The 20,456-nt window shown below is 74.3% G+C and carries 20 protein-coding genes and 2 tRNA genes; 7 read left to right on the forward strand and 15 right to left on the reverse strand.

Annotated features, from left to right (window positions below):
- Positions 1 to 10 precede the first annotated feature (10 nt).
- The 4 genes from ACI78R_RS03670 to ndk are packed head-to-tail and all read right to left on the reverse strand — an operon-like array spanning position 11 to position 3,027.
- Positions 11 to 850 carry an ABC transporter permease gene (locus tag ACI78R_RS03670; protein ID WP_457039710.1) on the reverse strand — a complete coding sequence of 280 codons (840 nt, stop codon included), beginning with the start codon at positions 848 to 850 and terminating at the stop codon, positions 11 to 13.
- Entirely contained in the window at positions 847 to 1,620 is a 774-nt protein-coding gene (locus tag ACI78R_RS03675; protein WP_457039711.1) for an ABC transporter permease, read from the reverse strand. The genes ACI78R_RS03670 and ACI78R_RS03675 overlap by 4 nt, the downstream gene beginning before the upstream one ends.
- A gap of 2 nt (positions 1,621 to 1,622) precedes the next feature.
- Positions 1,623 to 2,576: an ABC transporter ATP-binding protein gene (locus ACI78R_RS03680; RefSeq protein WP_457039712.1), complete on the reverse strand. Its 954-nt coding sequence runs from the start codon at positions 2,574 to 2,576 to the stop codon at positions 1,623 to 1,625.
- Between the two features lie 43 nt (positions 2,577 to 2,619).
- On the reverse strand, positions 2,620 to 3,027 hold the full coding sequence (gene ndk, locus ACI78R_RS03685; protein ID WP_073419141.1) for a nucleoside-diphosphate kinase: 408 nt from the start codon (positions 3,025 to 3,027) through the stop codon (positions 2,620 to 2,622).
- Positions 3,028 to 3,100: 73 nt separating this feature from the next.
- Between ndk and ACI78R_RS03690 the strand changes: the two genes are divergently transcribed.
- Complete coding sequence (locus tag ACI78R_RS03690) at positions 3,101 to 3,322, forward strand: helix-turn-helix domain-containing protein (protein ID WP_073419140.1); 222 nt, start codon at positions 3,101 to 3,103, stop codon at positions 3,320 to 3,322.
- A 1-nt stretch (position 3,323) separates the two neighbouring features.
- Positions 3,324 to 3,863, forward strand: coding sequence for a Clp protease N-terminal domain-containing protein (locus ACI78R_RS03695; protein WP_457039713.1), 540 nt, complete (start codon positions 3,324 to 3,326; stop codon positions 3,861 to 3,863).
- Here the strand turns inward: ACI78R_RS03695 and ACI78R_RS03700 are convergent.
- Together ACI78R_RS03700 and folC are read right to left on the reverse strand one after the other, a co-directional pair.
- On the reverse strand, positions 3,860 to 4,249 hold the full coding sequence (locus tag ACI78R_RS03700) for a DUF4233 domain-containing protein (RefSeq protein ID WP_073419138.1): 390 nt from the start codon (positions 4,247 to 4,249) through the stop codon (positions 3,860 to 3,862). The genes ACI78R_RS03695 and ACI78R_RS03700 overlap by 4 nt on opposite strands.
- Positions 4,246 to 5,586, reverse strand: coding sequence for a bifunctional tetrahydrofolate synthase/dihydrofolate synthase (gene folC, locus ACI78R_RS03705; RefSeq protein WP_457039714.1), 1,341 nt, complete (start codon positions 5,584 to 5,586; stop codon positions 4,246 to 4,248). Before folC ends, ACI78R_RS03700 begins: the two co-directional genes overlap by 4 nt.
- A gap of 42 nt (positions 5,587 to 5,628) precedes the next feature.
- On the opposite strand from folC, the gene valS reads away from it, so the two are divergent.
- Positions 5,629 to 8,214, forward strand: a complete 2,586-nt coding sequence (gene valS / locus ACI78R_RS03710) for a valine--tRNA ligase (RefSeq protein ID WP_457039715.1) — start codon at positions 5,629 to 5,631, stop codon at positions 8,212 to 8,214.
- 24 nt (positions 8,215 to 8,238) lie between these two features.
- Here valS and ACI78R_RS03715 read toward each other — a convergent pair whose 3' ends face one another.
- On the reverse strand, positions 8,239 to 9,168 hold the full coding sequence (locus tag ACI78R_RS03715; protein WP_457039716.1) for an oxygenase MpaB family protein: 930 nt from the start codon (positions 9,166 to 9,168) through the stop codon (positions 8,239 to 8,241).
- 182 nt (positions 9,169 to 9,350) lie between these two features.
- On the opposite strand from ACI78R_RS03715, the gene ACI78R_RS03720 reads away from it, so the two are divergent.
- Entirely contained in the window at positions 9,351 to 10,271 is a 921-nt protein-coding gene (locus ACI78R_RS03720) for a DUF559 domain-containing protein (protein WP_457039717.1), read from the forward strand.
- Between the two features lie 63 nt (positions 10,272 to 10,334).
- Here the strand turns inward: ACI78R_RS03720 and clpX are convergent, their stop codons facing one another.
- The 6 genes from clpX to ACI78R_RS03750 form a co-directional block, all read right to left on the reverse strand.
- Entirely contained in the window at positions 10,335 to 11,609 is a 1,275-nt protein-coding gene (clpX, locus tag ACI78R_RS03725) for an ATP-dependent Clp protease ATP-binding subunit ClpX (protein WP_073419135.1), read from the reverse strand.
- 307 nt (positions 11,610 to 11,916) lie between these two features.
- Positions 11,917 to 12,549 carry an ATP-dependent Clp protease proteolytic subunit gene (locus ACI78R_RS03730; protein WP_073419134.1) on the reverse strand — a complete coding sequence of 211 codons (633 nt, stop codon included), beginning with the start codon at positions 12,547 to 12,549 and terminating at the stop codon, positions 11,917 to 11,919.
- Between the two features lie 16 nt (positions 12,550 to 12,565).
- A complete protein-coding gene (locus ACI78R_RS03735; protein WP_425432411.1) occupies positions 12,566 to 13,201 on the reverse strand; it encodes an ATP-dependent Clp protease proteolytic subunit in 636 nt (211 codons plus the stop codon).
- A gap of 251 nt (positions 13,202 to 13,452) precedes the next feature.
- The gene (gene tig / locus ACI78R_RS03740) at positions 13,453 to 14,946 is read right to left on the reverse strand and encodes a trigger factor (RefSeq protein ID WP_457039718.1); all 1,494 of its coding nucleotides are present in this window, start codon (positions 14,944 to 14,946) and stop codon (positions 13,453 to 13,455) included.
- Positions 14,947 to 15,031: 85 nt separating this feature from the next.
- Positions 15,032 to 15,105 (reverse strand) — tRNA-Pro (locus ACI78R_RS03745).
- Between the two features lie 14 nt (positions 15,106 to 15,119).
- A complete protein-coding gene (locus ACI78R_RS03750) occupies positions 15,120 to 16,583 on the reverse strand; it encodes an amidase (RefSeq protein WP_457039719.1) in 1,464 nt (487 codons plus the stop codon).
- A gap of 45 nt (positions 16,584 to 16,628) precedes the next feature.
- Between ACI78R_RS03750 and ACI78R_RS03755 the strand changes: the two genes are divergently transcribed.
- Positions 16,629 to 16,702 (forward strand) — tRNA-Gly (locus ACI78R_RS03755).
- Between the two features lie 144 nt (positions 16,703 to 16,846).
- Positions 16,847 to 17,608, forward strand: coding sequence for an SDR family NAD(P)-dependent oxidoreductase (locus ACI78R_RS03760; protein ID WP_457039720.1), 762 nt, complete (start codon positions 16,847 to 16,849; stop codon positions 17,606 to 17,608).
- A gap of 12 nt (positions 17,609 to 17,620) precedes the next feature.
- Here ACI78R_RS03760 and ACI78R_RS03765 read toward each other — a convergent pair whose 3' ends face one another.
- Positions 17,621 to 18,445: a M55 family metallopeptidase gene (locus ACI78R_RS03765; RefSeq protein WP_457039721.1), complete on the reverse strand. Its 825-nt coding sequence runs from the start codon at positions 18,443 to 18,445 to the stop codon at positions 17,621 to 17,623.
- A gap of 34 nt (positions 18,446 to 18,479) precedes the next feature.
- On the opposite strand from ACI78R_RS03765, the gene ACI78R_RS03770 reads away from it, so the two are divergent.
- Positions 18,480 to 19,871, forward strand: a complete 1,392-nt coding sequence (locus ACI78R_RS03770) for an FAD-binding oxidoreductase (RefSeq protein ID WP_457039722.1) — start codon at positions 18,480 to 18,482, stop codon at positions 19,869 to 19,871.
- A 24-nt stretch (positions 19,872 to 19,895) separates the two neighbouring features.
- Here ACI78R_RS03770 and ACI78R_RS03775 read toward each other — a convergent pair whose 3' ends face one another.
- Positions 19,896 to 20,417: a DUF4396 domain-containing protein gene (locus ACI78R_RS03775; protein WP_457039723.1), complete on the reverse strand. Its 522-nt coding sequence runs from the start codon at positions 20,415 to 20,417 to the stop codon at positions 19,896 to 19,898.
- Positions 20,418 to 20,456 lie beyond the last annotated feature (39 nt).

Below are 20,456 nucleotides of genomic sequence, written 5' to 3' on the forward strand. Positions count from 1 at the left end.
CGCGCGAGCGTCAGCGCAGCAGCAACCGCTCCAGGCGGCGGGCGCCGACGGCCAGCCCGGCGACGCCCATGACCACCAGGTAGGCCGCCGACCCGAGCAGACCCCAGCGGACGTCGCCGGTCACGAGCCCCCGGACCAGCTCGATGCCGTGGTACAGCGGCGTGCACTCGACCAGCACCTGCAGCGCCCGCGGGTAGGTCGACAGCGGGTAGAAGGTGGTCGAGAACAGGAACAGCGGCAGGACGGCGACCTGCACGAACTCGAAGTCCTGCCAGCCGCGCAGCCAGGTGGTGGCGGCGAGGCCCACCGCGGCGAAGGCGAAGCCGATGAGCACCGCCGCCGGCAGCGCGAGCAGCGCCCACCACGAGCCGACCAGGCCCATCGCGAGCATCACCAGCAGGAACGCCGTCGAGTAGACCGCTCCGCGCAGCAGCGCCCAGACCGTCTCCCCCACCGCGGTGTCGGCCGCCGACAGCGGCGTGGCCAGCACGGCGTCGTAGGTCTTGGCGTGCCTCAGCTTGAAGTAGAGGTTGAAGACGGCGTCGTAGACCGCGCCGTTCATCGCCGCCGAGGCGAGCAGGGCCGGCGCGACGAACTCCTGGTAGGTGAGCGCCGCGCCGGTGTCGGTGACGACGTCGCCGACCAGGCCGCCGATGCCCACGCCGATCGAGAGCAGGTAGAAGAACGGCTCGAAGAAGCCGGAGACGAACACCAGCCAGCTGCGCCGGGCCACGAGCAGGTTGCGGTACACGAGCTGGCCGGCCCGGCGGGGCGAGAGCGGGTACAGCGGCACCACCCGCAGCAGCAGGGCCACCGGGGCGGGCGTCGCGGGGGTCGGGGGCGCCGTCACCGGACCAGCCGCCGCTCCAGCGCGCGGGCCGCCAGCGCCGCCCAGGCCGCCGTCCACACCAGCAGGTAGCCCAGGTGCAGCAGCGCCGAGCCGCCGTCGACGGTGCCCAGCGCCAGCTCCCGGGCGAGGGTGACCCCGTGCCACAGCGGGGTGGCGTACGCGAACCACTCCAGCGCCGCCGGCAGCTGGCTCACGGGGAAGAACGTGCCGCTGAACAGGAACAGCGGGACGACGAGGAAGCGCTGCAGCGCGGCGAACGCGGCGTCCTCCTCCAGCCGGGCGGCCATGGCGGTGACCGGCGCGGCGAACGCCAGCCCGGTGAGCAGCGCGACCGGCACCGCGAGCACCACCAGCGGGCTCTCCGCGGCGCCGAACAGGAGCAGGACGACGAGGAAGGCGGCGGCGGACGTCGCCACCCGGAACGCGACGTAGAGCAGGTGCCCGGCGAGCAGGTCGACGGCGCGGGCCGGGGTGGCCAGCACCGCCTCGTAGACCCGGTCCCACTTGATGGCGCCGAGCACCGGGTAGCTCGACTCGCCGGTGGCGGTCTGCATGGCGGCGGCCACGAGCAGGCCGGGCGCGAGGAACGCGAGGTAGCCGGCGCCGCCGGGCACGCCGGGGCCGCGGTCGACCAGCGTGCCGAGGGTCAGGCCCATCGCGGCGAGGAAGAGCACCGGCTCCAGCACGCTGCCTATCGCGCTGCTGCGCCAGTAGTGGCGGTGCGCGGTCAGGCGCTGGCGGAAGAACGAGACCGCGGCGGCGGTGGGCACGGTCAGTCCACCAGGCTGCGGCCGGTGAGGCGGAGGAAGACGTCCTCCAGCGAGCTGCGCCGCACCAGCGAGGAGACCGGCTGCAGCCCGTGCGCCAGCACCGCGGACAGGGCCGCGTCGCCGTCGGCGGTGTAGAGCAGCAGCCGGTCGGGCAGCACCTCGACCCGCTCGGCGAGCCCGCGCGCGACCAGCGGCGCCAGGGCGTCGGCGTGCGCGGCCGGCCCGGGCCCGCCCTCGGTCAGCGGGAAGCGCAGCTCGCACACCTCCCGGGTCGACCAGGTGGCGATGAGCTCCGCGGGGCTGCCCTCGGCGGCGATCCGGCCTCGGTCCATGACCACCAGCCGGTCGCACAGCTGCTCGGCCTCGTCCATGTAGTGCGTGGTGAGCACGAGGGTGACCCCGCGCTGCTTGAGCCGGTAGAGCCGCTCCCACAGGACGTGGCGGGCCTGCGGGTCCAGGCCGGTGGTGGGCTCGTCGAGCAGGACGACGTCGGGGTCGTTGACCAGCGCGCGGGCGATGGTCACCCGCCGGCGCATGCCGCCCGACAGCGGCTCGACGCGGTCGCCGGCCCGGTCGGTGAGCTGGACGAAGTCGAGCAGCTCCGCCGTCCGCTCGCGGACGACGGCCCGCGGCAGGCCGAAGTACCGGCCGTAGACCAGCAGGTTCTCGGCGACCGTGAGCTCGAGGTCGAGGTTGTCGGTCTGCGGGACGACGCCGAGCCGGGCGCGGATGGCCGGGCCGTCGACGGCCGGGTCCATGCCGAGGATGCGCAGCTCGCCCGCGGTCGGCGGGGAGACCGCACCCACCATCCGCATGGTCGTGCTCTTGCCGGCACCGTTGGGCCCGAGGAAGCCGAAGGCCTCCCCGGGCGCGATGTCGACGTCGATGCCGTCGACGGCGGTGTACGTGCCGAAGCGCTTGACCAGCCCCCGGGCCCGGACGAGCGGTTCTGCCATGGCTCCCATGCTCACCCGGGCCCCAGGGGCGCGGTCCACCCGATTACAGACCGGGGAAGAACAGCCCGATCTCGCGCGCGGCCGACTCGGCGGAGTCCGAGCCGTGGACGATGTTGGACTGCACCTCGAGGGCGAAGTCGCCGCGGATGGTGCCGGGGGCGGCCTTCACCGGGTCGGTGGCGCCGGCCAGCGCGCGGAACGCCTCGACGGCGCGCGGGCCCTCGACGACGAGGGCGAGCAGCGGGCCGCCGGTGATGAACTCGACCAGCGAGCCGAAGAAGGGCTTCTCGCGGTGCTCGCCGTAGTGCTCCTCGGCGACCTCGCGGGTCAGGGTGCGCAGCTCGGCGGCCACCAGGCGCAGGCCCTTGGCCTCCAGCCGCGAGACGACCTCTCCGACCAGGCCGCGGGCGACGCCGTCGGGCTTGACGAGGACCAGGGTGCGATCAGTCACGAGGCGGCACCCTACGGGACGTCGCGTGTCAACCCGAGTTGACATCGAGCCGGATGTCAACGATGGTTGACACATGGCCACTCCTACCGACGTCACCACCGCAGCCGCGGCCGACGACCCGGACACCGGCCTGCGCGCCGTCCGGGCGCTGCGCGAGCTGGCCGAGCGCCTCGAGGCGCTGCAGGTCGGCAACGCGCGGGCGCGCGGCTGGTCGTGGCAGCAGATCGCCGGGGCCCTCGGCGTCAGCCGGCAGGCCGTCCACAAGAAGCACGCCCGGAGCAGGAAGGACGTCTGAGGTGTTCGAACGCTTCGCCCACGAGGCCCGCACCGCGGTGGTCGTGGCCCAGGAGGAGGCCCGCGACCTGCGGGCCGGGCACATCGAGCCGGTGCACCTGCTGCTCGCGCTGGCCCGCGACCCCGGCCGCGGCGGGGCGGCCCTGCGCGCAGCCGGCCTCGACCACGCCACCGTCCGCGACGCGCTGACCCGGTCGGCCGGGCCGCTGGACGCCGACGCGCTGGCCGCCGTGGGCATCGACCTCGACCGCGTGCGCGCGGCGGCGGAGTCGGCGTTCGGTGCCGGCGCGCTCGACCGGGCGCCGGGCGCCCGCACCGGCCACCTCCCCTTCACCGACGGCGCCAAGCGGGCGCTGGAGGCCGCGCTCCGGCACGTCCTGGCGCAGCCGCGCCGGCGCCGCGTCCGGGTCATCGACACCGGGCACCTCGTCGTCGGCGTCCTCGCCCTCGCCGACCCGGTGGTGCAGCGGGTGCTGCGCTCGCTGGGCACCGACGTCGTGCGGCTTCGGGACGCGCTCGACGGCGCCTCCGACGCGGCCTAGCTGCCGGGGGGCGCCTCCGGCGGCGCGGTGGGCTCGCGGAACGGCGAGCCCAGCAGGTCCTTGCGGATCTGCAGCAGGTACAGCCAGATGAGCAGGAACAGACCGCCGACGAACCACATCGAGGCGTCGATCAGGCCGGTCAGCAGCAGCGGGACCTGCAGCGCGGTGCCGATCTCCAGGCCGCGCGGCCGCCGCTGGATGCCGCTGGCCAGCACCAGGAGCAGCGCCAGGACGAGCAGGATCGTCAGCCGGGCGCCGCCGAGGCCCGCCTCGGTCTGCGCGATGGCCCGCGGCACGAACAGCACGGCGATGCCCTCGAGCAGCAGGACGGCGGCGGCCGCGCCGCGCAACGCCCGCGCGGCGCGGACCGGGTCGGGCGCGGTCACGCGGTCCCGCCGAGCACGGTGCGGGCCTCCCCCGCGGTGATCACGCTGCCGGTGACGAGCACGCCGGAGCCGCCGAGGGCGTCGTCGGGACCGGCCTCGGCCAGCTCGATCGCCTCGGTGATCGCCTCGGGCAGCCGCGGCGACACGCTCACCCGGTCGGCGCCGAAGACGTCGACGGCGAGCGCGCCGAGCTCGTCGGCGGGCATCGACCGCGCCGAGCCGTTCTCCGTGACGACCAGCTCGGCGCAGACGGTCTCCAGCTCGCGCAGCATCCCCTCGACGTCCTTGCCGCGCACGCAGGCGACGACGCCGACGAGCCGGGTGAAGTCGAAGGACTCCCGGATCGCCTCGACGGTGGCGGCCATCCCGGCGGGGTTGTGGGCGGCGTCGACGAGCACGCTGGGGCTGGTGCGCACCCGCTCCAGCCGGCCGGGCGAGCGCACGGCGGCGAAGGCGGCGCGCACCGTCTCGACGTCGACCGGCCCGGTGGCCGCGCCCGCGCCGAGGAACGCCTCGACGGCGGCCAGCGCGGTGGCGGCGTTCTGCGCCTGGTGCGCACCGAACAGCGGGAGGTAGACGTCCTCGTACTCCCCGCCCAGGCCCTGCAGCCGCAGCTGCTGCCCGCCGACGGCGACCTTCCGGTCGAGCACGCCGAACTCGGTGCCCTCGCGGGCCACCACGGCCTCCACCTCGACGGCGCGGCGCACCAGGGCGTCGAGCGCGCCGGGCTGCTGGCGGGCGAGGACGGCGATCGCGTCGGGCTTGATGATCCCGGCCTTCTCGCCGGCGATGGTCGTCACGTCGGGGCCCAGGTACTCGGCGTGGTCCAGGGACACCGGCGTCACGACGGCGACCCGCGCGTCGACGACGTTGGTGGCGTCCCACGTGCCGCCCATGCCGACCTCGATGACGGCGACGTCGACCGGCGCCTCGGCGAACAGCGCGTACGCCATGCCGACGGTGACCTCGAAGAAGCTCATCGGGTGCTCGCCGGCGGCGTCGACCATCTGCACGTACGGCGCGATGTCGTCGTAGGTCTCGACGAACCGCTCGGCGTCGACGGGCTCGCCGTCGAGGACGATCCGCTCGCGCACCGACTGCAGGTGCGGGCTGGTGAACCGGCCGACGCGCAGGCCGAAGCCGCGCAGCAGCTCGTCGACCATCCGCGCCGTCGTCGTCTTGCCGTTGGTGCCGGCCACCTGCACCACCGGGTAGGCCCGGTGCGGGCTGCCGAGCAGGTCGACGAGGGCGGCGATGCGGCTGAGCGAGGGCTCCAGCCGCGTCTCCGGCCAGCGCGCCAGCAGCTCCTTCTCCACGCGTGACAGGTCGCTGCTCATCCTCCCCAGGATGCCAGCCACCGGGTTCCTAGGATGGAGGCCATGGTCGCCGACACCCGCACCCCGGTCAGCACCGCTCCGGGAGCCGGAGCGGGCGTACCCGACAAGCCCACCCTCGACGGTCTCGAGGACACCTGGGTGGCCCGCTGGGCCGAGCAGGACACCTACGCGTTCGACCGCGCCGCCGCGCTGGCCGCCCCGCGCTCCGACGTCTACTCGATCGACACCCCGCCGCCGACCGCGAGCGGGTCGCTGCACGTGGGCCACGTGTTCAGCTACACGCACACCGACATCGTCGCCCGCTACCAGCGCATGCGCGGCAAGCACGTCTTCTACCCGATGGGCTGGGACGACAACGGCCTGCCCACCGAGCGGCGGGTGCAGAACTACTACGGCGTGCGGTGCGACCCGGCCCTCCCCTACGACCCGTCCTTCGAGCCGCCGGCGAAGCCCGGCAAGGACCAGGTCCCGGTCTCGCGGCGCAACTTCGTCGAGCTGTGCGAGCGGCTGACCGAGGAGGACGAGCGCGCCTTCGAGCAGCTGTGGCGCCGGGTGGGCCTGTCGGTGGACTGGTCGAACGTCTACCGGACGATCTCGGCCACCTCCCGGGCCACCGCGCAGCGCATGTTCCTGCACAACCTGGCGCGCGGTGAGGCCTACGCGCAGGAGGCGCCGACCCTCTGGGACGTCACCTTCCGCACCGCCGTCGCGCAGGCGGAGCTCGAGGACCGCGAGCGGCCCGGCGCCTACCACCGGATCGCGTTCGCCGGCCCCGAGGGCCCCGTCTCCATCGAGACCACCCGGCCCGAGCTGCTGCCGGCGTGCGTGGCGCTGGTCGCCCACCCCGACGACGAGCGGTACCGGCCGCTGTTCGGGCAGACGGTGCGCACGCCGCTGTTCGGCGTCGAGGTGCCCGTGGTCGCGCACCGCCTCGCCGAGCCGGACAAGGGCTCGGGCATCGCGATGATCTGCACCTTCGGCGACCTCAACGACGTCACCTGGTGGCGCGAGCTGCAGCTGCCCACCCGCGCCGTCGTCGGCTGGGACGGCCGCTTCGTCGCCGACGCCCCCGACGGCGTGCCCGCCGACGTCTACGCCGAGCTCGCCGGGAAGACGGCGTTCAGCGCCCAGCAGCGGATCGTGGAGCTGCTGCGGGAGAGCGGCGACCTGCAGGGCGAGCCGAAGGCCATCACCCACCCGGTGAAGTTCTTCGAGAAGGGCGAGCGCCCGCTGGAGATCGTCACCACGCGGCAGTGGTACATCCGCAACGGCGGGCGCGACGCCTCGCTCCGGGACGCCCTGGTCGCCCGCGGCCGGGAGATCCAGTGGGTGCCCGAGCACATGCGGCACCGCTACGAGAACTGGGTCGAGGGCCTCAACGGCGACTGGCTGATCAGCCGGCAGCGGTTCTTCGGCGTCCCGTTCCCGGTCTGGTACCGGCTCGACGACGCCGGCGAGCCGGACTACTCCGCGCCGCTGCTCGCGCCGGAGGCGTCGCTGCCGGTGGACCCGTCCTCGGACGTGCCCGAGGGCTACGACGAGTCGCAGCGCGGCGTCCCGGGCGGGTTCATGGCCGACCCCGACGTCATGGACACCTGGGCGACGTCGTCGCTGTCGCCGCAGGTGGCGTCGGGCTGGGACACCGACCCGGAGCTGTTCGCGCACGTCTTCCCGATGGACCAGCGGCCGCAGGCGCACGACATCATCCGGACCTGGCTGTTCTCGACCGTCGTCCGCTCGCACTTCGAGTTCGGTGCGGTGCCGTGGACGCACGCCACCATCTCCGGCTTCGTCGTCGACCCCGACCGCAAGAAGATGTCGAAGTCGAAGGGCAACGTCGTCACCCCGGTCGACGTGCTGGAGCGCTACGGCACCGACGCCGTCCGGTGGCGCGCCGCCGGCGCCCGCCCGGGCGCGGACTCGCCGTTCGACGAGGCGCAGATGAAGGTCGGCCGCCGGCTGGCCATGAAGATCCTCAACGTCGGCAAGTTCGTGCTGGGCCTGGGCGTCACCGCCGACCTCTCCGCGGACCAGGTCACCGAGCCGATCGACCTCGGGCTGCTGCGCCGGCTGGCCGGCGTCGTCGACGAGGCGACCGCCGCGATGGAGGCCTACAACTACACCCGCGCGCTCGAGGTCACCGAGTCCTTCTTCTGGACCTTCTGCGACGACTACGTGGAGCTGGTGAAGTCCCGCGCCTACGGCACGGGGGCTGCGGCCGAGTCGGCGCAGGCCACGCTGGCGCTCGCGCTGTCGGTGCAGCTGCGGCTGTTCGCGCCGGTGCTGCCGTTCGTCACCGAGGAGGTCTGGTCCTGGTGGCAGGCCGGCTCGGTGCACCGCGCGTCCTGGCCGGCGGCCGGCGAGCTGCCCGAGGGCGGCGACCCGGAGGTCGTGCCGGTGGTGGCCGCCGCGCTGGCCGGGGTCCGCAAGGCGAAGTCCGACGCCAAGGTGTCGATGCGCGCCGACGTCGAGTCCGCCACGGTGACCGCGCCGGAGGCCCAGCTGCCGCTGCTGGAGGCCGGCCGCGCCGACCTCACCGACGCCGGGCGGATCGCGTCGCTGTCGCTGGTCGCCGGCGACGGTCCGCTGTCGGTCGACGTCGTGCTGGCCCCGCCCGCCGAGGGCTGATCCCCCGCTCGTCCCGGCCGGGGCTCAGGCGGCCTCCTCGTCCGCCCAGGCCGGGGCGGGTCCCATCCCGAGCCGCCAGCGGGCCGCCTCCTCCGACGGGCTGTGGCTACCCAGCGCGAGCCGCAGCCCGCGCAGCTGCGCCCGGGCGACGGCGATCTGCGGGGCGCCGCCGCGCCCGCGGCCGGGGACGCCGGCGCACCCGGCCAGCGTCGGTGAGACCAGGTGCGCAGCGGCGCCGGACAGCCCGCGGTAGAAGACCCGCTCGGGGGTGCTCAGCCCGGGCGGGGCAGCGAGGAAGGCGCGCAGCGAGTCGGGGACGGGGGCGAGCTGCGGGCGGTACGCGGCGAGCGCCTCGGCCAGCTCGGCGGCGCTGCGCGGGAGGTCGGTGGTGCCGAGCTGCTCGGCGCTGCGGGCCCAGTCGCGGACGTAGACGTCGGGCCAGCCGCGGCCGAAGCGGGCGGTGAGGTCGGTGCCGACGGCCTGCTGGGCGGCGAGGAAGGCGTCCGTGAAGGCCAGGTGCACCCAGCGGAGCAGGCCCGGGTCGGACGCGGAGTACGGCCGGCCCCGCACCCTGCCGCGCACGGTGGCGTGCATGCCGCGGACGCGGGCGGCCTCGCGCTCGGCGAGCTCCTCGGACCCGAAGGTGCTCACCACGAGCCAGCGGGCGGTGCCGGCGAGGCGCTTCCACGGGTCCTCGCGGTAGGCGGAGTGCTGCTGGACGCCGGCGAGCGCGAGCGGGTGCGCCGCCTGGCCGAGCAGCGCCGCGACGCCGCCGACGAGCGTGGACAGGTCGCCGTGCACCCGCCAGACGACGCCGTCGGGCTCGAACCAGCCGGGGCCGCTGCCGACGCGGGCGATGTCGCGCACCCAGTCCGGCGCGCCGGTCGGGTCACCCGAGACGCGGGCGCGGAACGCCTCGCGCGCCATCTCCGGCAGGGACGTCAGCGCGCGCACCCCTCCGAGGGTGCCAGCCGGCCGCTCCCCCGGCCCGCCGACCGCGTTGTCCCCGCCGGCTTGACCGTCCGTCGAACCGCAGTGGCCCGTTCCGCCGGTACTCCTGGGCCACCGGGGTACAGCGGTGCGGCTGTCCACAGGCCTCCGGCGCGAGCGGCGTCCGTCCAGCCAGGCTGCCCGCCGTGCACGATCTCGCCGCCCTCGTCCCGTACGGTGCCGCTCGCCGCGACCGGCTCACCCTGGCCACGAGTTCCAGCAGTGTCAGCCGGTGGATGGCCCAGGGCGACGTCGTCCTGCTCCACCCCGGCGTGCTGGCCCTCGCGGACCGCACCGGCGAGTGGCCGGTCCGGGCACGGGCTGCGGTGCTCTGGGCGCGGGGCCCGCTCAGCCACCTCTCCGCGCTGGCCGTGCACGACCTCGTGCCCGCGCCTCCCGGTCCCCTCCACGTCACCGTCCCCGCTGACCGTTGGCCCCGCGGGTCGGCCGGCGTCATCGCCCACCGCACGACGCTGCCGATGCGCCCCGTCGTCGTCTCCGGCCTACCGGTGCTCGACGCCGCCCGCAGTCTGGTCGACGCCTGGACGTGGGCGGCCACGCCGGGTCGCAATCCGCGAGCAGGATCCGAGGTCCCGGTCGTCCGGCAGGCGGTCATCGAGGCGGTGCGCACCCGCGCTGTGGACGTCGATGACCTGCGGTCGGTGTCGGACGCTCAACGGCGCCACGCCGGCCGGGTGGCGCTGGGCGCGCTGGTGGACCTGGTGGCGGGCGGGTGCCAGAGCGAGCTCGAGATCTGGGGCGTCCTGCAGGTGCTGGGCGGACCCGGCATCCCGCCGTTCGTCCAGCAGCACGCCGTGGCCCTGCCGGACGGGCGGCGGGTGTTCCTCGACGCCGCCTGGCCGGAGCTCCGGTTGGCCGTCGAACTCGACGACGCTGCTTTCCACGGCAGCCGGGAGCAGCGGGAACGGGACCTGCGCCGTGACACGGCGCTCGCAGCGCTCGGGTGGGTCGTCCTCCGCTTCAGCTACCGGCGGCTGACCACGGACCCGGACGGCTGCCGGCGCGAGATCGAGGCGGTCCTGCGCCGGTGTCGCACGGAGCTCTGAACGCCGGTGGCCCAGGACCACGCGGGTCCTGGGCCACCGGGGTACAGCGGTGTCAGCGCTGGATCAGGCGCTCTTCTCGCGGCGCTCGCGGGAGGGCTTGCGCGGCACGATCGTCGGGTTGACGTGCTCCAGCACGACCTCCTTGGAGATCACCACGGAGGCGACGTCCTCGCGGCTGGGCACCTCGTACATCACCGACTGCAGCACCTCCTCCATGATCGCCCGGAGCCCGCGGGCGCCGGTGCCACGGAGGATCGCCTGGTCGGCGATCGCCTCGAGCGCGTCGTCGGTGAACTCCAGCTCCACGCCGTCGAGCTCGAACAGCCGCCGGTACTGGCGCACCAGGGCGTTCTTCGGCTCGGTGAGGATCTGGATCAGCGCGTCGCGGTCGAGGGCCTGCACGCTGGTGATCACCGGGAGCCGGCCGATGAACTCGGGGATCATGCCGAACTTCAGCAGGTCCTCGGGCATGACCTCGGCGAACGCGCTGGAGGCCTCGATCTCCTTCTTGCCGCGGATCTCCGCGCCGAAGCCGATGCCCTGCTTGCCCACGCGCTGCTCGATGACCTTCTCCAGGCCGGCGAAGGCACCGCCCACGATGAACAGCACGTTCGTCGTGTCGATCTGGATGAACTCCTGGTGCGGGTGCTTGCGGCCACCCTGCGGCGGCACCGACGCCGTCGTGCCCTCGAGGATCTTCAGCAGCGCCTGCTGCACGCCCTCGCCGGACACGTCGCGGGTGATCGACGGGTTCTCGCTCTTGCGGGCGATCTTGTCGACCTCGTCGATGTAGATGATCCCCGTCTCGGCGCGTTTGACGTCGTAGTCGGCGGCCTGGATCAGCTTGAGCAGGATGTTCTCGACGTCCTCGCCGACGTAGCCGGCCTCGGTGAGGGCCGTGGCGTCGGCGATCGCGAACGGGACGTTGAGCATCCGGGCCAGCGTCTGGGCCAGGTGCGTCTTGCCGCAGCCGGTGGGGCCCATCAGCAGGATGTTGGACTTCGCCAGCTCGACGGAGTCGTCGCGGCTGGAGCGCTCACCGCCGGCCTGGACCCGCTTGTAGTGGTTGTAGACGGCGACGGCGAGCGTGCGCTTGGCCTTCTCCTGGCCGATGACGTACTGCTCGAGGAAGTCGTGGATCTCGCGGGGCTTCGGCAGCTCGTCGAACTTCAGGTCCGACGACTCCGAGAGCTCCTCCTCGATGATCTCGTTGCAGAGGTCGATGCACTCGTCGCAGATGTAGACGCCGGGGCCAGCGATGAGCTTCTTGACCTGCTTCTGGCTCTTCCCGCAGAACGAGCACTTGAGCAGGTCACCGCTCTCACCGATTCGTGCCACCTGCTGACCTCCACCTCGGGGGATGCAGGCCCTGGGGGAAGCGGACCTGCAGATGATGTGTCACTGATGTGCCCGTGCTCGGTCCCGCTGGTGGCGGGTGCCGCGAGGACGGTCCTCCCGGCGTTGCCGGCCGGGGATCGGGCGCTCGCCGACGGTACCTGTCACCGCCGACGCCGCGGGGCTCCGACGCCCCGGTGCGCCGGGGGCGCTCGACTCGCTCGTCACTCCCGGCACTGCCCCCCGAACGGTACGGGCTGCGGACGCGACACGCGCGAACTCTTCCCGCACCGTCCGGGGGACGACCGGCTCACGCCGTGGCGAACGCGTTGAGCTTCCGGCTCTGCACGACCTGGTCGACGAGGCCGTACTCCTTGGCCTCGTTGGCCGTCAGGATCTTGTCGCGGTCGATGTCGGAGCGGACCTGCTCGGCGGTGCGGCCGGTGTGCCGCGCGAGGATCTCCTCCATCTGCGTGCGCACCCGCTCGATCTCGGCAGCGTGGATCTCGAGGTCCGACACCTGGCCGCCGGCCTCACCGGAGGGCTGGTGGATCAGCACGCGGGAGTACGGCAGCGCCAGCCGCTTGCCGGGGGTGCCGGCGGCGAGCAGGACGGCGGCGGCCGAGGCGGCCTGGCCCATGCACACGGTCTGGATGTCGGGCCGGACGAACATCATCGTGTCGTAGATCGCCATCAGCGACGTGAACGAGCCGCCGGGCGAGTTGATGTAGATGGTGATGTCGCGGTCCGGGTCGGCCGACTCCAGCGTGATCAGCTGGGCCATGACGTCGTTGGCCGACGCGTCGTCGATCTGCACCCCGAGGAAGATGATGCGCTCCTCGAAGAGCTTGTTGTACGGGTTGGACTCCTTCATGCCGTAGCTGGTCCGCTCCACGAAGGAGGGCAGCACGTAACGGCTGGAGGGCATCTGGGGGTTGCTCATCGGGATCCCTCCGGACTCAGTTGTCGGTGACCGGGTTGGCGCTGTCGGTCATGGTGGCGCGGCTGACGACGTGGTCGACGAAGCCGTACTCGAGCGCCTCCTGCGCGGTGAACCACCGGTCGCGGTCGGAGTCGCGCTCGATCTGCTCGACCGGCTGGCCGGTGTGCAGCGACTGCAGCTCGTTGAGCTCGCGCTTGGTGCGGCGGAACAGGTCGGCCTGGATGGCGATGTCGGCCGCGGTGCCGCCGACGCCGGCGGAGGGCTGGTGCATCATGATCCGCGCGTGCGGCAGGGCGTAGCGCTTGCCCTTGGTGCCCGCGGTGAGCAGGAACTGGCCCATCGAGGCGGCCAGGCCCATCCCGTAGGTGGCGACGTCGCAGTCGATGAACTGCATCGTGTCGTAGATGGCCATGCCCGCGCTGACGGAGCCGCCGGGCGAGTTGATGTACAGGTGGATGTCGCTCTTGGGGTCCTCGGCCGACAGCAGGAGCATCTGCGCGGCCAGCTGGTTGGCGATCACGTCGTCGACCTGGGTGCCCAGGAAGATGATGCGCTCGCGCAGCAGGCGCTCGTAGACCGAGTCGTTGAGGTTCATCCCACCGGCGCCGCCCCGCAGGAGCGGGGAGTACGCCGGGTTCGGGTCGGTGCTCACGGGTGTGGTGACCTCCGTTGGCGGTGGTTCGAGTCGGTCTCGGTGGGCGGGAGCGGGGCCGGCGGCCCTGGCGGGCCGTACCCCCGGCCTCCACCCCGAGTCACGTCGACCCTAACGCGCACCCCCGGGCCCGGAGTCCCGGCGCGGGGGCCTGTTCGCCGTCGGCGCAGCGGGGCCCGGCCCCGGACGCGACGACGCCGCCCTCCCCCGCGCGTGCGGGGCAGGACGGCGTCGTCGGACGGTGCGGCGCGTCAGCTCTTGGCGACGTCCTCGGTGTCCTCGGTGGCACCCTCGGTCGCCTCGACGGCGGCCGCGTCGGCGACCTCGGCGTCGGGCGCCTCGTCGGCGGCGGCGTCGGTCTCGGCGGCGGTCTCCTCGGCGGCGGTCTCCTCGGCGTCCTCGGACCCCGCGCCGGCCCGGACGGTCTGCGGGCGCAGCGCGTCGAGGTCGACGGTGTTGCCCGAGGCGTCGGTGATCGTCGTCTGCTCGAGCAGCTGGGCCAGCGCCTTGGTGCGGCGCACGTCGGCGACGAACTCGGCGATGTTGCCGCCCTGCTGCAGCTGCTGGGCGTACTGCTCCGGGCTCACGCGCTGGCGGGAGGCCTGGGCCATGATCTGCGCAGAGAGGTCGTCGTTGTCGACGGTGATCTCCCGGGCGTCGGCGACCGCGTCCAGGATGAACTGGGTGCGGACGGCCTCCTCGACCTGCTTCGACAGGTCCGCGTCGTAGGCCTCGCGGCTCTCGACGCCGCCGGCCTGCAGGAAGGTCTCCCAGGTCATGCCGGCGCGCTGCAGCTCCTGGGACAGCGACTGGTTGCGCCACTCGACCTCGCGGGCGACCAGGCCCTCGGGCACGGGCACCTCGGTGGCCTCGAGCAGGTGCTCGACCAGCTTGTCGCGGGCCTGCGCCCCCTGCTGCATCGTCTTGGCGCGGCCCAGGCGGGTGCGGACGTCGTCGCGCAGCTCGGCGAGGGTGTCGAACTCGCTCGCGGTGGAGGCGAACTCGTCGTCGAGCTCGGGCAGGTCCTTGGCCTTCACCGAGCGGACGGTGACGGTGACGTCGGCCTGCTGGCCGGCGTAGGGGCCCTGGTGCAGGTCGGTCCGGAAGGTCGCCGACTCGTCGGCCGACAGCCCGCGGACGGCGTCGTCGAGGCCCTCCATGAGCGAGCCGGAGCCCACCTCGTAGGACATGCCGCTGGTGGTGCCGTCCTCGAGGACCTCGTCGTCGACGCGCGCCTCGAGGTCGAGGGACACGTGGTCGCCGTCCTCCGCGGCCCGCTCGACGGCGGTGAGCATCGCGAAGCGCTCGCGCATGACCGCGACCTGCTCGTCGATCTCCTCGTCGGTGACCTCGACGTCGTCGACGGTGACCGCGAGGTCGTCCAGGGACGGCAGCTCGATCTTCGGCGCGACGTCGACCTCGGCGGTGAAGGCGAGGGTGTCGTTGTCGTCGAGGCGGGTCACCTCGATGTCGGGCTGGCCCAGGACGCGGACCTGGTTCTCGCGGACGACCTCGGAGTAGACCTCGGGGATCGCGTGCTGGACGACCTGCTCGAGGACGACGGGGCGGCCGACGCGCTGGTCGAGCACCCGCTCGGGCACCTTGCCGGGGCGGAAGCCGGGGACGCGGACCTGCTTCTTGAGCTCCTTATAGACCTCACCGAAGGCGTGGTCCAGGTCCCCCCACGGCACCTCGATCGCCATCCGGACCCGCGTGGGGCCCAGTTCCTCGATGGTGCTCTTCACAGCGGCAGTGCTCCTCGGTACGACGGACGGGGACGCCGGGACGGCGCCGGGTCGACCCCCGAGTCTAGAGACGCCGGGGGCGGGGTCGGGGTGGCGGGATTCGAACCCACGGCCCCCCGCTCCCAAAGCGGGTGCGCTACCAAGCTGCGCCACACCCCGTGGCGCCGTCGAGTCTAGGCGGGCCTCCCCGGTCGGACGGCCGGACGCCGTCCCGCCCACGGCGCCGCCTCCTCCAGCGCGGCCGCCACGCGGACCAGCAGGTCCTCCCGGCCGGCCGCGGCGACCACCTGGACGCCGACCGGCAGGCCGCCGTCGGTGGTGTGCAGCGGCAGGCTGACGGCGGGCTGGCCGGTGACGTTGAGCTGCGCCGTCCAGGGGATGAAGGAGGAGACGCGGCGGCCCTCCTCGCGCGGGCCGGCCGCGGTGAACCAGCCGAGCTCCGGCGGCGGGGCGCCCACGGTCGGGGTGACCAGCAGGTCGAAGCCCCGGCCGCCGTCGGAGGCCGGCGTCCAGAAGGCGGCCATCCGGCGCGACCAGGAGCCGAGCCAGGCGCGCGCGGCCAGGTAGTCGGGGGCGCTCAGCCGGCCGCCGGTGACGCGGTAGCGGGCGTTGCGCGGCTCGATCTCGTCGTCGGTGATCGGGCGGCCGACGACGCGCTCGAGGTCGGCGAGGGTGCGGGCGGTGTCGGCGGCGACCGTGGTGTTGAAGTGCCGGGAGAAGTCGTCCTCGAAGAACGCGACCGGGTGTGCCTCCTCGACGACGACGCCGAGGGCCTCGAGCAGCCGCCCGGCGACGGCGACCGCCTCGCGGCAGGCCGGGTCGTCGAGCCACCGGTCGTCGGGCGGGGAGGCGCACAGGCCGGCGCGCAGCCCGGCGACCGGGGCGCCGAGCTCCTCGAACAGCAGGCGCGGCAGCGGCGGGGCGGCGTAGGGGTCGCCGGGCATCGGGCGGCCGATGACGTCGAGGACGGCGGCGGTGTCGCGGACGGTGCGGGTGACGACCCCGTCGATCGTGGCGCCGGCCCAGCCCTCCCCGACGTCGGGGCCCTGGCTCACGCGGGCGCGGGTGGGCTTGAGGCCGACCAGGCCGCACTCGCTCGCCGGGATGCGGATGGAGCCGCCGCCGTCGCTGGCGTGCGCGACCGGCACCATCCCGGCGGCGACCGCCGCGGCCGATCCGCCGCTGGACCCGCCGGTGGAACGGGCCGGGTCCCACGGGTTGCGGGCGGGCGCGTTGGCGGCGGGCTCCGTGGTGACGGTGGTGCCGAGCTCGGGGACGTTCGTGCGGCCGAGGACGACGAACCCGGCGGCGCGGAAGGCCGTGGCGAGGTGGCTGTCGCGCCGCCAGCGGATGCCGGCCTGCTGCAGCGGCGCCAGCCCGTGGGCGGTCTCCTCCCCCGCCATGTGGCAGCCCATGTCCTTGAGCAGCAGCGGCACGCCGCGGAACGGACCGTCGGGCAGGTCGCCCGCGGCCTCGGCGCGGGCGGCGTCGAAGCGGTCCCGGAGGACGGCGTCGAGCTGCGGGTTCGTGGCCTCGATGCGGGCGATCGCGGCGTCGACCAGCTCGGCCGGGGACACCTCACCGCGGCGGACGAGATCGGCCTGCGCGGTGGCGTCGAGCTCGGTGGTCTGCGTCACGCGGCGGACGCTATCGGGGGTGCCGGTACGCTGGTCGGGCACCTCGCGGGTGTAGCTCAATGGTAGAGCCCCAGTCTTCCAAACTGGCTACGCGAGTTCGATTCTCGTCACCCGCTCCACACCTCCGTCCCGTCCGCGGGGACCGCCGATCCCAGGACCCGCAGGCCCTCCCTCGCCCGCCGGCGGTCGCCCAGGCTCGTCGTCGAGGGCGCGGCGCCGACTCCGTCCGCCCGGCTCCGACCGCCGACGAGACGAGGTCCGCCATGCCCGCCGTGCCCGCCACACGCACCGCCCTCGTCACAGGGGCCAACCAGGGGATGGGCAGGCAGGTGGCACGGGAGCTGGCCGCCGACGGGGTGGCCGTCTACGTCGGCTCCCGCGACCTCGCCCGCGGCCGGGAGGCGGCGGCCGGGATCGGGGGCGGCGCCACCGCCCTCCAGCTCGACGTCACCGACGCGGTCTCGATCGCGGCGGCCGCCGCGCGGATCGGCGAGGAGGCCGGCCGGCTCGACCTCCTCGTCAACAACGCCGGCATCTCCACCACGCGCACCGGCCTGGACGTGGCCGCGTTCCGCGCGACGTCGAGGCCCAGCACCGCCCCGCTCGACGACGTGCGGGCGGTGTGGGAGGTGAACGTCCTCGGCGTCCTGGCGCTGTACCAGGCCGTCCTGCCGCTGCTCCGGCGGTCGCCCGACGCGCGCATCGTCAACGTCACCAGCGCGCTCGGCTCCCTGACGACCGTCGCCGACCCGGCCTTCCCGCTCCGCTCGGCGTTCGAACCGGTCTACGGCGCCTCGAAGACCGCCCTCAACGCCGTCACGCTGGCCATGGCGCTCGAGCTGGAAGGGACCGGCATCAAGGTCAACCTGGTCTCGCCGGGCTTCGCCCGGACCGCCCTCACCAACTTCGAGGGGACGGACTCGGTCGAGGACGCCGCGCGGGAGGTGGTGCGGGTCGCCCGCCTCGGGCCGGACGGCCCGACGGGCACGTTCACCACGTGGGAGGGCGCGCCCGTCCCCTGGTGACGGCGGCCGCCCCTACTCCGCGATCCCCCGCGTCAGCAGCACGACGGTCACGAACGTCCGGTAGAGCTCCACCGGGTACTCGCCGGTGATCGTCACCGCGAGCGTCCCGGCCCGCTGCACCCCGACGATCCGCGTCGCCATCTCGGCCAGGTCCGCGTTGCGGAAGGTGACCTCCAGCGTCGCCGGCAGGTCGATCGCCGGCAGCGGCGCGCCGTCGAGGCCGCGCAGGGCCGCGGCCGCGCCCTCGCGGATCAGCCGGCAGGCCTCGTCGGGGTGCAGGCTGTCGGCGGCGAACCGGCTCACCGACCGCTTCACCACGACGGCGGTCACCCCCGGGCAGACGGCCCGCGCCTCGTCGGCCGTCGTGTCGTCGCCGGTCACCAGCACCACCGGCACGCCGTGGCCGAGCGCCACCAGCGCGTTGATGCCCGACTCCCCCACCTCGACGCCGTTCAGCGTCACCCGCGCGATCGCCCGCGGGTTGTAGGTGTGCGACAGCGTGGAGGGCTCCGCGGCCATCGAGCCGTGGTAGCTGACCAGGAAGACGGCGTCGAAGGACGCGTCGAGGCCCTCCATCATGTACATCGGCTTGTGCCGGCCCGACAGGTAGCGCGCCCGCCCGAGCAGCTCGCCGGGCCGCAGGTTCTGCATCGTCGAGTGCGAGTCGTTGACGAGGAACTGCGTGGCCCCCGCGTCGAGGGCGCCGGCGATCGCCGCGTTGACCTCGTCCTGCAGCAGCCGCCGGTAGTGCTCGTACTCGCCGCCCGGGCCGCGGCACTGGTCCCAGTCGACGACGCCGGCGGTGCCCTCCATGTCGGAGGAGAGGTAGACCTTCACCGGCCCATCCTCGACGCAGGGGTTGACTGTCCCGGTGACCACCCTCAGCACCACGGTCGTCGAGGCCCTCCGCGCCGCGCTCCCCGCCGACCGGCTGCTGCTCCACGACGACGTCGTCGCCTCCTACGTGCACGACGAGGCCGAGTGGGCGCCGCACGGCCGCCCGGTCGCCGTCGTCCGGCCGCGGACGTCGGCCGAGGTGCAGGCGGTCGTGCGCGCCTGCGTGGCGCACCGGGTGCCGGTCGTGACCCGTGGCGCCGGCACCGGCCTGTCCGGCGGGGCCAACGCCGTCGACGGGTGCGTGGTCGTCTCCACCGAGGCCATGCGGGAGATCCGGGCCATCGACCCGGTCGAGCGCTACGCCGTCGTCCAGCCCGGCGTGGTCAACGACGACCTGCGCGCGGCCTGCGCGGCGCAGGGCCTGTGGTACCCGCCGGACCCGGCGAGCGCGCCGTGGTCGACCATCGGCGGCAACGTGGCCACCAACGCCGGCGGGCTGTGCTGCGTGAAGTACGGCGTCACCCGCGACTACGTCCTCGAGCTCGAGGTGGTCACCGGCACCGGCGAGCTGGTGCGGCTGGGCCGGCGGACGGCGAAGGGCGTCGTCGGCTACGACCTCGCCGGGCTGATGGTCGGCTCGGAGGGCACCCTCGGGATCGTCACCGAGGTGACCGTGCGGCTGCGCCCGGCCCGCCCGGCCGAGCGCACGGTCGTCGGCTACTTCGCCTCGGTGGTCGACGCCGGCCGCGCGGTGGAGGCGGTCGGCGCGGCGGGCATCGTGCCGTCGGCGCTGGAGCTGGTGGACCGGCACTGCCTGGCCGCCGTCGACGCCTGGAAGAACATGGGCCTGTCGGTCGATGCCGACGTCGTCCTGCTCGGCCGCTCCGACGCCCCCGGCCCGGCCGGCGACGCCGAGGCCGACGGGATGCTGCGCTGCTTCACCGACGCCGGCGCCACCTGGGCCGCCGCCTCCACCGACCCCGCCGAGGCCGAGGCGCTGTTCTCCGCGCGCCGGCTCGCCTACCCCGCCGTCGAGCGGCTGGGCCCGGTGCTCACCGAGGACGTGTGCGTGCCGAAGGCCGCCGTCCCGGAGATGCTCGGCCGGGTGGAGGCCGCGGCCCGGCGCAACGACGTGCTCATCGCCAACATCGCGCACGCCGGCGACGGCAACCTGCACCCGCTGATCATCACGCCGCCCGGCGACGACGCCGCCCGCGAGCGCGTCCAGGTGGCGTTCGCCGAGATCATGCGCGACGCCGTCGAGCTCGGCGGCACCGTCACCGGCGAGCACGGCGTGGGCCTGCTCAAGCGGTCGGGCCTGGCGCTCGAGCAGAGCCCCGCGGTGGTGGCGATGCAGCGGGCGGTCAAGGCGGCGCTCGACCCGCTCGGCATCCTCAACCCCGGCAAGGTGCTGCCCGACGAGTGAGGCCCGAGCGGGCCGGCGGCCGGCTCAGTGCAGGGCGTGGACGACGGCGTGCCCGCGCCCACGGCCCATCAGCCAGCGGTTCACCGGCGTGGTGACGACGAACGCCACGGCCAGCGCGACGGCGAGCGCGCCCCAGAAGAACGCCGAGTCCAGGCCCGCCTCCATGGCGCCGGGGACGCCCAGCATGACGCCGTTGTCGACGAGCTCCATGACCGCGATCGAGACGGTGTCGGCGGCCAGCGCCACCCGCAGCGCCCGGCGGAACGGCAGCCCGGCGCGCAGCACGCCGCGCATGGTGAACGCGTAGCCGAAGACGAACGCCAGCCCGACGGCCAGCGCCACCGTGGCGCCGGCGGACCACCCGAGCGCCGTGCCGATCACCATGCCGAGCACCTCGCCGATGGCGCAGCCGACGAGGCAGTGCAGCGTGGCCTGCGCGGCCGTGGCCCAGCTGACCGGGCCGCCGTGGGATCCGTGTCCGTGTGCCGGCTGGCCCGCCGTCCCGTGGGTGCCGTGGGTCGTCGCGGGCGTGTGGTCGGTGTGCATGTCCCCTCCTCCGGTCGACGCGACCGTTGTACCCCCCGG

It is taken from the genome of Geodermatophilus sp. SYSU D01106 (assembly GCF_054049995.1).